Source organism: Streptomyces sp. NPDC001108 (assembly GCF_053598535.1).
In genome coordinates, this window is sequence record NZ_JBSFKL010000002.1 from 39713 (window position 1) to 51539 (window position 11827).

At 72.7% G+C, this 11827-nt stretch carries 6 protein-coding genes; 5 read left to right on the forward strand and 1 reads right to left on the reverse strand.

The features are described 5' to 3' along the window. Positions 1-97: 97 nt before the first annotated feature. Positions 98-1129, forward strand: a complete 1032-nt coding sequence (locus ACWC97_RS05025; RefSeq protein ID WP_352277288.1) for an alcohol dehydrogenase catalytic domain-containing protein — start codon at positions 98-100, stop codon at positions 1127-1129. A gap of 439 nt (positions 1130-1568) precedes the next feature. Then, a complete protein-coding gene (locus tag ACWC97_RS05030; protein ID WP_352277286.1) occupies positions 1569-3599 on the forward strand; it encodes a M4 family metallopeptidase in 2031 nt (676 codons plus the stop codon). A 79-nt stretch (positions 3600-3678) separates the two neighbouring features. On the opposite strand, the gene glgP is transcribed toward ACWC97_RS05030, so the two are convergent. Next, positions 3679-6303: an alpha-glucan family phosphorylase gene (gene glgP / locus ACWC97_RS05035; RefSeq protein ID WP_450647528.1), complete on the reverse strand. Its 2625-nt coding sequence runs from the start codon at positions 6301-6303 to the stop codon at positions 3679-3681. A gap of 281 nt (positions 6304-6584) precedes the next feature. On the opposite strand from glgP, the gene ACWC97_RS05040 reads away from it, so the two are divergent. From ACWC97_RS05040 to ACWC97_RS05050, 3 genes are all read left to right on the forward strand, one after another. Beyond that, positions 6585-8588 (forward strand): alpha-1,4-glucan--maltose-1-phosphate maltosyltransferase, encoded by a 2004-nt coding sequence (locus ACWC97_RS05040; RefSeq protein WP_450647530.1) that lies wholly within the window; start codon positions 6585-6587, stop codon positions 8586-8588. Further along, positions 8585-10291, forward strand: a complete 1707-nt coding sequence (treS, locus tag ACWC97_RS05045; protein ID WP_352277282.1) for a maltose alpha-D-glucosyltransferase — start codon at positions 8585-8587, stop codon at positions 10289-10291. Before ACWC97_RS05040 ends, treS begins: the two co-directional genes overlap by 4 nt. Before the next feature lie 143 nt (positions 10292-10434). Next, positions 10435-11820, forward strand: coding sequence for a maltokinase N-terminal cap-like domain-containing protein (locus tag ACWC97_RS05050; protein ID WP_392280767.1), 1386 nt, complete (start codon positions 10435-10437; stop codon positions 11818-11820). The last annotated feature ends 7 nt before the right edge of the window (positions 11821-11827 follow it).

Genomic DNA, 11827 nt, shown 5'->3' on the forward strand with positions numbered 1-11827 from the left:
ACGCGCGTCCGCACGGGCCCGAGCTGGTCTACTGGGGCCGGACGGTTCGACGACCCGTCCCAGGGGGGCCCGTTCGCAGATGCCCCCGGAGGGTCGGATGAGCAGCGTTCCCCGTGTGTACCGAGTCGCGCAGGCGGCCGCCGCCGGCGGCCCCCTCGAAGTCGTCGAGCGGGTGGTGTCCGAGCCCGGCCCGGGGCAGGTCCGGGTGGCGGTGGAGGCCTGCGGGATCTGCCACAGCGACACCCTGTTCGTGGAGGACCTGGTGCCGGGGGTGCGGTTCCCGGTGGTGCCGGGGCACGAGATCGCCGGGCGGATCGCGGAGCTGGGCGCGGGCACGGAGGACGCCTGGCAGGTGGGCGACCGGGTGGCGGTGGGCTGGTTCGGCGGGAGCTGCGGGCACTGCGTCCCGTGCCGCCGGGGCGACTTCGTGGTGTGCGTGAACCTGAAGGTGCCCGGGTGGGCGTACGACGGAGGGTACGCGCAGAGCGTGACGGTTCCGGCGGACGCCCTGGCCCGGATCCCGGACGCGCTGACGGCGGCCGACGCGGCGCCGATGGCCTGCGCCGGGGTGACCACGTACAACGGGCTGCGGCGCAGTGCCGCCCGGCCCGGGGACCTGGTCGCGGTGCTCGGGATCGGCGGTCTGGGCCATCTGGGGGTGCAGTACGCGGCGGCGATGGGCTTCGAGACGGTGGCGATCGCACGCGGCGGTGCCAAGGCCGGGTTCGCGCGGGAGCTGGGCGCGCACCACTACGTCGACAGCACGGCGGACATCGCCGTGGCGGACGCGCTCCAGTCCCTGGGCGGGGCCCGGGTCGTCCTGGCCACCGCCGCCAGCTCCGAGGCGATCACGGCGACCGTGGACGGGCTGGCCCCGCGCGGCGAGCTGGTGGTGATCGGGGCGGACGCGGAGCCGCTGGGGATCAGCCCCAACCAGTTGCTGATGTCCGGCCGGGTCGTCCGGGGCCATCCCTCCGGCACCGCGCAGGACGTGCAGGACACCCTCGCGTTCAGCGCCCTGCACGGCATCCGTCCGATGACCGAGACGGTTCCGCTGGACGGGGCCGAGGAGGCGTACCGCAAGATGCTCTCCGGCACCGCCCGCTTCCGGATGGTGCTCACGATCTGACGCCTCCCCCGCCCGCGGCCGGCGTCGCCCCCACCGAGGGGCGGCGCCGGCCGCCGCCGTGTGCCCGGGGAAGCGTGTTGGGGGACGTACACCGCGGAGCGGACGGTGGGAATTCAGCCACATCCGTAGCCCATCTCGGCCAGCCCCGAACTCCTCTTCCCGTGAAGCCTGTTCGAATGCGACGCCCGTGAGCCCACCTCGGCTCCCGCCACCGGACCCGGCCCGTATGTGAGAGCCGCACCGCCCCGGTGGTGATCCGCGAAACGTCCGCTTAACGAACATGACCTTTCCGGCAACGAACGAGTTCCGGCCAAGTTGTTGACGCGCTCCTGACAGGAACGGCCCGCGGCTGACAACCTTCACCCCGTTCTGCGCACTTCTCGCTCACCCCGGACGGCTCGTCTGAGCCGCCGGTACCCCCCTCGCAGAAGGAGTCCGCGTGAGATCCACGCACAGCCGTCGTGCCACCGCGACCGGCGCTCTGATCGCCGCAGCAGCCCTCCTCGCCGTCGGTGTCCAGACCGGCACCGCCACCGCCACCCCCACCGGCTCCGCCGCGGCACAGGCGACCGTCGGGGCCCGGACCGGGGCCCTGCCCAAGCAGCTCTCGCCCTCCCAGCGGGCCGAGCTGATCCGCGAGGCCGACGCGACCAAGGCGGCCACGGCCAAGGGCCTCGGCCTCGGCGCCCAGGAGAAGCTCGTCGTCAAGGACGTCATCCAGGACAACGACGGCACCACGCACACGCGTTACGAGCGCACCTTCGCGGGCCTGCCGGTGCTCGGCGGCGACATGGTCGTCGAGGAGAGCAAGGCCGGCAAGACGCTGGGCGTCACCAAGGCGTCCCGGGTGACCAGCACGGAGCTGAAGGCCGTGGACCTGAAGGCGGACATCGCGCCCGCCAAGGCCGAGAGCCAGGCCCTGGGCCTCGCCAAGGCCGACGGGTCGAAGAAGACCGAGGCCAGCCAGGCTCCCCGCAAGGTCGTCTGGATGGCGCAGGGCAAGCCGCAGCTCGCCTACGAGACCGTCGTCGGCGGCCTCCAGGACGACGGCACCCCCAACGAGCTCCACGTCGTCACCGACGCGGCCACCGGGGCGAAGCTGTTCGAGTGGCAGGGTGTCGAGAAGGGCGTCGGCAACACCGAGTACAGCGGCAAGGTGACCCTGGGCACCGCCCCGTCGTACACGCTGACCGACACCGGCCGCGGCAACCACAAGACGTACAACCTGAACCACGGTACGTCCGGCACCGGGACGCTGTTCACCAACTCCACGGACACCTGGGGCGACGGCACCCCGACGAACGCCGAGACGGCGGGCGCGGACGCCCACTACGGCGCCGCGGAGACCTGGGACTACTACAAGAACGTCCAGGGCCGCACCGGCATCCGGGGCGACGGCGTCGGCGCGTACTCCCGCGTCCACTACGGCAACAACTACGTCAACGCGTTCTGGCAGGACAGCTGCTTCTGCATGACGTACGGCGACGGCTCGGGCAACACCCACCCGCTGACCGCCCTCGACGTCGCGGCGCACGAGATGTCGCACGGTGTCACCGCGTCCACCGCCAACCTGGTGTACAGCGGCGAGTCCGGCGGCCTCAACGAGGCCACCAGCGACATCTTCGCGAGCGCGGTCGAGTTCTACTCGAACACCAGCGCCGACCCGGGCGACTACCTCATCGGCGAGAAGATCGACATCAACGGTGACGGCTCGCCGCTGCGTTACATGGACAAGCCGAGCAAGGACGGCGCGTCCAAGGACTCCTGGTACTCGGGTGTCGGCAACGTCGACGTCCACTACTCCTCGGGCATCGCCAACCACTTCTTCTACCTGCTCGCCGAGGGCAGCGGCGCGAAGGTCGTCAACGGGGTCTCCTACAACTCCCCGACCTCCGACGGCCTGCCGGTGACCGGCATCTCCCTGGCCAAGGCCGAGAAGATCTGGTTCAAGGCGCTCACCACCAAGTTCACCTCCACCACCAACTACGCGGCGGCCCGCACCGGCACGCTCGCGGCGGCCGCCGACCTGTACGGCGCCACCAGCGCCGAGTACAAGGCGGTGGGCGACGCCTGGGCGGCCGTCAACGTCGGCACCCGTGACGGCGGCGGCAACCCGAACCCGGGTACGGTCTTCGAGAGCACCACCTCGGTCGCCATTCCGGACCACGGCGCGGCCGTCACCAGCTCGGTCAACGTCACCGGTGTCACCGGCAACGCGCCGAGCGCCCTCAAGGTCACGGTGGACATCACCCACAGCTGGCGCGGTGACCTGAACATCGACCTGGTCGGCCCGAACGGCACCTCGTACCGGCTGAAGAGCGCCTCGATCAGCGACTCCGCGGCCGACGTCAAGGAGACGTACACCGTCGACGCCTCGGCGCAGGTCGCCAACGGCACCTGGAAGCTCAAGGTCCAGGACATGTACACCGGCGACAGCGGCAAGATCAACGGTTTCAAGCTCACCTTCTGAGCCCGCACCGGTCAGGCACCGGTGACCACCGCCCGGCGGGAGTCCACGCTCCCGCCGGGCGGTTCCGCGTTCCGGCCGGTCAGCGCATCGGCCCGCCGGCCGCCCCGTCGCCCTCCCCCGCCGCCTTCTCCGGGGGCAGCGCCACCAGGCCCAGCTCCGCCCCGGACGCCAGCAGCGGATGGGCCGGGAGCACCCGCACCGTGTAGCCGTACGGGCCGGTGCGGTCCAGGGCGAGCGGCCCCTCGTACAGCCAGCGGCCCTCCAGGTCCTGGCCGCCGGCCGGTTTCAGCGGGAAGACCTGGGCGTCGGAGATGCCGTCCGCCGTGTCCACCCGGCCCGCCACCGCCTGCACCTCCACGTCGCCCGGGTCCAGCTCCCCGAGGGCGGCCCGGACCCGCAGGGTCAGGGTGGCGCCCAGCTCGGCGGAGCCGTCCGCCGCGGTGGACGGCTCGGCCTCCACATGGTCGACGGCCACCTGCGGCCAGGCGGCGCGGACCTTGGCCTTCCACTCCGCCAGGCGGCGGGCCGTCCCGGCGTCCAGGGCGCGTCCGGCGCGTGCGGCGGGCCCGTACAGCCGCTCCACGTACTCCCCCACCATCCGCCCGGCCAGCACCTTCGGCCCGAGCACGCCGAGGGTGCGACGGACCATCTCGATCCAGCGCTCCGGCAGCCCCTCCCCGCCCCGGTCGTAGAAGCGCGGCGCGATGCGGTCCTCGATCAGTTCGTAGAGCGCGGCCGCCTCCAGGTCGTCGCGGCGCTCCTCGTCCACGACCGGTCCGTCGGCGGTGGGAATCGCCCAGCCGAAGTCCGGCTCGTACCACTCGTCCCACCAGCCGTCGCGCACCGACAGGTTGAGGCAGCCGTTGAGCGCGGCCTTCATCCCGCTGGTGCCGCACGCCTCCAGCGGGCGCAGCGGGTTGTTCAGCCACACGTCGCAGCCCGGGTAGAGCCGCTGGGCCATGGCCATGCCGTAGTCCGGCAGGAAGACCACCCGGTGGCGCACCCGGGGGTCGTCGGAGAACCGGACCAGCTCCTGGACCAGCCGCTTCCCGCCGTCGTCGGCCGGGTGGGCCTTGCCCGCGACGACGATCTGGACCGGGCGGTCCGGGTGGAGCAGCAGCCCGGTCAGCCGCTCCCGGTCGCGGAGCATCAGCGTCAGCCGCTTGTACGAGGGGACGCGGCGGGCGAAGCCGATCGTCAGGACGTCCGGGTCGAGCACCCCGTCGATCCAGCCGAGTTCGGCGGGGGCGGCGCCCCGTTCCAGCCAGGAGGCGCGCAGCCGGTGGCGGACCTCGGTGACGAGCCGGGCGCGCAGCGAGCGGCGCAGCTCCCACAGCTCCCGGTCGGGGATCTCGGCGGCGGTGTCCCAGCGGCCGGGGGCGGCGCCGTGTCGGGCGCGGAGCCGGAGGATCTCGGGCGCCACCCAGGTGGGCGCGTGCACCCCGTTGGTGACGGAGGTGAGGGGCACCTCGGCGGCGTCGAAGCCCGGCCACAGCCCGGCGAACATGCGGCGGCCGACCGCGCCGTGGAGGGTGGAGACGCCGTTGGCCCGCTGGGCGAGCCGCAGGCCCATCACCGCCATGTTGAAGACGCCCGGGTCGCCGCCGGGCCAGGTCTCGGTGCCCAGCTCCAGGACGCGTTCGGCGGGGACGCCGGGGAGTGCGCCGTCGTCGCCGAAGTACCGGGCGACGAGGTCGCGTTCGAAGCGGTCGATGCCGGCGGGCACCGGGGTGTGGGTGGTGAAGACGGTGCCGGCCCGTACGGTCTCCGTCGCGGCGTCGAGGCCGAGGCAGGTTCCGGAGAGTTCCCGGACGCGTTCGAGCCCGAGGAAGCCGGCGTGGCCCTCGTTGGTGTGGAAGACCTCGGGCGCCGGATGGCCGGTGAGGCGGCAGTACGCCCGTACCGCGCGGACGCCGCCGATGCCGAGGAGCATCTCCTGGAGGAGCCGGTGCTCGCTGCCGCCGCCGTACAGCCGGTCGGTGACCTCGCGTTCGCCCGGCGCGTTCTCCTCCACGCCGGAGTCGAGCATCAGCAGCGGGACCCGGCCGACCTGGGCCTGCCAGATCCGGGCGTGCAGCGAACGGCCGCCGGGCAGGTCCAGCACCACCCGGCTCGGGGTGCCGTCGGGCTCCCGCAGCAGGGCGAGCGGCAGCTCGTTCGGGTCGAGGACCGGGTAGTGCTCCTGCTGCCAGCCGTCGCGCGACAGGCTCTGGCGGAAGTAGCCGTGCCGGTAGAGCAGGCCGACGCCGATGAGGGGGACGCCGAGGTCGCTGGCGGCCTTGAGGTGGTCCCCGGCGAGGATGCCGAGCCCGCCGGAGTACTGGGGCAGTGCGGCGGTCACCCCGAACTCGGGCGAGAAGTAGGCGACGGCGTCGGGGAGTTCGGCGCCGCGCGCCAGCTGCTCCTGGTACCAGCGGGGCCGCTCCAGGTAGTCCTGGAGGTCCTGGGCGGCCGCGGCCAGCCGGTGCAGGAACGGTTCGTCCCGGGCCAGCTCGCCGAGCCGTCCGGCGGTGACGGCGCCGAGCAGCCGGACCGGGTCGCACTCCCGCGCCGGGTCGTCCTCCTCGGCCTCCGGGGCCACGGCCCGGAACAGTTCTCTGGTCCCGGCGTGCCAGGACCAGCGCAGGTTGCGGGCGAGCTCGCTGAGCGGTCGGAGGGGTTCGGGCAGGACGGGGCGCACGGTGAACCGACGGATGGCCTTCACGCCCTCCACCTTGACAGGGGAGGTACGGATCCCGGCGGACGCGGCACGGGGTGCGTCGCGGCGTACTCCGTCCGGGCGGGCGCCGTTTTCCCTTCCCGCGCCGGGGCCCGCGGCTGCCAGTCGGGTGAAGCGGACGGGTGCGGCCCCGGCCACGCCCTGCCGACCGGCCGCGAAGCGGTTAGAAAGGAGCGAAACCCGTCGGCAGCGGTGCGCGTGTCCCGCGTTCCGCCACCGCGCCACGCCCCCACCACCGGCCCGAGGCCCTGTCCCAGGTGAGTCCATTGATCGGTCGCATCCCCGTGCTCGACGTCCGCCCGCTCGTCGACTGCGGCCAAAGGCCCGCCAAGGCGGTCGTCGGTGAGACCTTCCTGATCACCGCGACGGTCTTCCGCGAGGGCCATGAGGCGGTGGCCGCCAATGTGGTGCTGGTGGGGCCGGACGGGCGGCCCGGCCCGTGGCTCCCGATGCGGGAGCTGGCCCCCGGCACCGACCGGTGGGGCGCCGAGGTCACCCCGGAGGCGGAGGGCCGTTGGACGTACGCGGTGGAGGGCTGGGGCGACCCGGTCACCACCTGGCTGCGCCACGCCGCGATCAAGATCCCGGCGGACCTCGACACCGCGCTGGTCCTGGCCGAGGGCGCCGAGCTGTACGAGCGGGCGGCCGAGGGGGTGCCGAAGCGGGACGGCCGGGAGGCGGTGCTGGCGGCGGCCGACGCGCTCCGTGACACCTCCCGCCCGGCGGCCGCCCGGCTGGCGGCGGCGCTCGTCCCCGAGGCGCGGGCCGCGCTGGAGCGGTACCCGCTGCGCGAACCGGTCTCCTCGTCCGGTCCGCTGCCGCTGGTGGTGGAGCGGCGCCGGGCACTGTTCGGCTCCTGGTACGAGCTGTTCCCCCGCTCGGAGGGGGCCCGGGTGGAGCCGGGGCGCGGCGGGCGGCCCGGCCGGGTGGTGAGCGGCACCTTCCGCACGGCCGCCGAGCGGCTTCCGGGGGTCGCCGCGATGGGCTTCGACGTGGTGTACCTGCCGCCCGTGCACCCGATCGGGACCACCCACCGCAAGGGCCGCAACAACAGCCTGGTGGCCGGTCCGCAGGACGTGGGGGTGCCCTGGGCGGTCGGCTCCGCCGAGGGCGGCCACGACGCGGTCCACCCGGACCTCGGCACGCTGGAGGACTTCGACCACTTCGTGGCGGTGGCCCACGGGCTGCGGATGGAGGTGGCGCTCGACTTCGCGCTCCAGTGCTCCCCCGACCACCCCTGGGTCCAGCGGCATCCGGAGTGGTTCCACCACCGGGCGGACGGGTCGATCGCGTACGCCGAGAACCCGCCGAAGAAGTACCAGGACATCTACCCGATCGCCTTCGACCGGGACATGGACGGGCTGGTCGCCGAGTCGGTGCGCGTTCTGCGGTTCTGGATGGGCCACGGGGTGCGGATCTTCCGGGTCGACAACCCGCACACCAAACCCGTGGTCTTCTGGGAGCGGGTGATCGGGGAGATCAACGGGACCGATCCCGACGTGGTCTTCCTCGCCGAGGCGTTCACCCGGCCGGCGATGATGAAGGCCCTCGCCGCGGTCGGCTTCCAGCAGTCGTACACGTACTTCACCTGGCGCGAGACCCGGCAGGAGATCACCGACTACGTCACGGAGCTGGCGGGCGAGTCCGCCGCGTACATGCGGCCCAACTTCTTCGTGAACACACCGGACATCCTCCCCGGCCACCTCCAGGCCGGCGGCCGGCCGGCCTTCGAGGCGCGGGCCGTGCTGGCCGCGACGCTCTCCCCGTCCTGGGGCGTGTACGCGGGCTTCGAACTGTGCGAGAACACCCCGGCCGGGCCCGACTGCGAGGAGTACCTCGACTCGGAGAAGTACGAGATCCGGCCCCGGGACTGGGCGGCGGCGGAGCGCGAGGGCCGTTCGCTGGCCCCGCTGATCACCGCCCTCAACCGGATCCGCCGCCGCAACCCCGCGCTCCAGCAGCTCCGCGACGTCCACTTCCACCCCACCGACGACGAGGCGGTGATCGCGTACAGCAAACGCTCGGGTTCGAACACCGTTCTGGTGGTCGTCAACCTCGACCCGCACCACACCCACGAGGCCACGGTCTCGTTGGACATGCCGCGACTCGGCCTCGACCGGCACGAGTCCGTGCCGGTGCGCGACGAGCTCACCGGCGACACCTATCACTGGGGCAGGACCTTCTATGTGCGTCTGGAGCCAGACGTCACGCCCGCGCACATCGTCGTCCTGCGACCGTTTCCGTCGACCGGAGGGTCACCCACACCATGATCGTCAATGAGCCCGTCCCCGACATGTTCGAGGACACCCCCGCCAAGGACCGCGATCCCGACTGGTTCAAGCGCGCCGTCTTCTACGAGGTGCTCGTCAGGTCCTTCCAGGACTCCAACGGCGACGGCATCGGCGACCTCAAGGGCATCACCGCCAAGCTGGACTACCTCCAGTGGCTCGGCGTCGACTGCCTCTGGCTGCCGCCGTTCTTCAAGTCCCCGCTGCGCGACGGCGGTTACGACGTCTCCGACTACACGGCGGTGCTGCCGGAATTCGGCGACCTGGCCGACTTCGTGGAGTTCGTCGACGCCGCGCACCAGCGCGGGATGCGCGTGATCATCGACTTCGTGATGAACCACACGAGCGACCAGCACGAGTGGTTCCAGCAGTCCCGCAAGGACCCGGACGGGCCGTACGGCGACTACTACGTCTGGGCCGACGACGACAAGCAGTTCCCGGACGCCCGGATCATCTTCGTCGACACCGAGACGTCCAACTGGACCTACGACCCGGTGCGCGGCCAGTACTACTGGCACCGGTTCTTCTCCCACCAGCCGGACCTCAACTACGAGAACCCGGCGGTGCAGGAGGAGATCGTCTCCGCGCTCCGCTTCTGGCTGGACCTCGGCATCGACGGCTTCCGGCTGGACGCCGTGCCCTACCTGTACCAGCGCGAGGGCACCAACTGCGAGAACCTGCCCGAGACCCACTCCTTCCTCAAGCGGGTCCGCGCGGAGATCGACGCGCACTACCCGGACACCGTGCTGCTCGCCGAGGCCAACCAGTGGCCGGAGGACGTCGTCGACTACTTCGGCGACTACGAGGCGGGCGGCGACGAGTGCCACATGGCGTTCCACTTCCCGGTGATGCCGCGGATCTTCATGGCCGTACGGCGGGAGAGCCGCTACCCCGTCTCCGAAGTGCTGGCCAAGACCCCGGCGATCCCGGGGAACTGCCAGTGGGGCATCTTCCTGCGCAACCACGACGAGCTCACCCTCGAAATGGTCACGGACGAAGAGCGCGACTACATGTACGCGGAGTACGCCAAGGACCCGCGGATGCGGGCCAACATCGGCATCCGGCGCCGGCTCGCCCCGCTGCTGGACAACGACCGCAACCAGATCGAGCTGTTCACCGCGCTGCTGCTGTCGCTGCCCGGCTCCCCGATCCTCTACTACGGGGACGAGATCGGGATGGGCGACAACATCTGGCTGGGCGACCGGGACGGCGTCCGCACCCCGATGCAGTGGACCCCCGACCGCAACGCCGGATTCTCCTCCAGCGACCCCGGCCGCCTCTACCTGCCGACGATCATGGATCCGGTCTACGGCTACCAGGTCACCAACGTGGAGGCGTCGATGTCGTCGCCGTCCTCGCTGCTGCACTGGACGCGGCGGATGATCGAGATCCGCAAGCAGAACCCCGCCTTCGGCCTCGGCTCCTACGACGAACTGCCCTCGTCCAACCCGGCGGTGCTCGCCTTCACCCGGGAGCACGGCGACGACCTGGTGCTCTGCGTGCACAACTTCTCCCGGTTCCCGCAGCCGACCGAGCTGGACCTCGGCTCCTTCACCGGCCGCCGTCCGGTGGAGCTGATCGGCGGGGTGCGGTTCCCGGCGATCGGGCAGCTTCCGTACCTGCTGACGCTGGCCGGGCACGGTTTCTACTGGTTCCGGCTGCACGCGGACGCGGCGGCGGGCTGATCCCGAGGACACCGGCCCGCCCGCACCGGGCGGGCCGTACGGACCAACCCGCCCCGACACGTTCCGCACAGAAGGACATCGACCACAGCAATCCAGGACACTCTCCGCATCCTGTGGTGTGCCCGGGGAAAGGATTCGACGCCATGTCGGAGGCTGTATCCACACGGGCCGCCACGCCGCGCGGCACCGGTCTGCTCCCGTCGCTCGCCCCGCTGCTGCACGGCTGGCTGCCCCGGCAGCGCTGGTTCGCCGGGAAGGGGCGGCCGGTCACCGGCTTCTCGCTGGTGTCGGCGACCGAGATCCTGCCGGTGGGCACCGGGACCGGCGCCGGGCTGCTCCATCTGCTGGTCCGGGTCCACCAGCCGGCCGCCCCCGGGCACTTGCCGGACGACTGCTACCAACTGCTCCTCGGGGTGCGGTCCGTGCTGCCGACCCGGCTCGCCCCCGCGCTCATCGGCCGGGTGCGGGAGGGGCCGCTCGCCGGGCACACCGTCTACGAGGGGCTGCACGACCCGCACCTGGCCGGAGTGCTGCTGGAACGATTCCGTACCCCCGGCACCCTGGGCGACCTGCGCTTCGACGGGAGCGGCCCGGCCGTCCCCGCCCGGCTCGCCCCCCGCCCGCTGGAGACCGAGCAGTCCAACACCTCGCTCGTCTACGGCGACACCTACATCCTCAAGATCTTCCGGCGGCTCTTCCCGGGCACCAACCCCGACCTGGAGCTGCCGCTGGCGCTGGCCCGGGAGGGGTGCGGCCGGGTGCCCGCCCCGGTCGCCTGGTTCGAGGCCCGCACACCCGGACAGCTCACCCTCGGCGTGCTCCAGCCGTTCCTGGGCGGCGCCGAGGACGGCTGGGGGCTCGCGCTGCGCGCCCTCGCGGAGGGCCGGGACTTCGCCGCCGAGGCCCGCGCCCTGGGCCGGGCCACCGCCGAGGTGCACACCGCGCTCGCCGCCGCCCTGCCGACACCCGCCCTGCACCGGGACCAGACCGAGCGGCTGGCCGCCGCGATGGTGCGCCGGCTGGAGTCCGCCGCGCAGGCGGTGCCGGCGCTCGTCCCGTACGTCCCCGGGCTGCGCACCGCCTTCGACGCGGTGGCCGCGCTGGGCGACCGGGGCCGGGGCTGGGCGGCCCAGCGGGTCCACGGCGACCTCCATCTCGGCCAGACCCTCCGCGCCGCCGACGGCTTCTGGTCGCTGATCGACTTCGAGGGCGAACCGGCCCGGCCGCTGCACGAGCGCCGCCGCCCGCAGCTCCCGGTCCGGGACATCGCCGGGATGCTCCGCTCCTTCGACTACGCGGCCCGCTCGCACCGCCCGTGGAACGACGCCTGGGCGGCCCGCTGCCGTACCGCCTACTGCGAGGGGTACGCCGAGACCGCGGGCACCGACCCGCGCGGCGAACCGGAGCTGCTGCGCGCCCACGAGACCGACAAGGCGGTCTACGAGGTGCTGTACGAGGCCCGGCACCGGCCCGACTGGCTGCCGGTCCCGATGGCCGCGATCCACCGCCTGGCCGCCGCCGAGGACTGAGACCCGC

Excerpts from the sequence above, each read along its gene's own strand:
- ACWC97_RS05025 (WP_352277288.1), top strand. The coding sequence starts at position 98 with ATGAGCAGCGTTCCCCGTGTGTACCGAGTCGCGCAGGCGGCCGCCGCC.
- ACWC97_RS05050 (WP_392280767.1), top strand. The coding sequence starts at position 10,435 with ATGTCGGAGGCTGTATCCACACGGGCCGCCACGCCGCGCGGCACCGGT.
- treS (WP_352277282.1), top strand. The coding sequence starts at position 8,585 with ATGATCGTCAATGAGCCCGTCCCCGACATGTTCGAGGACACCCCCGCC.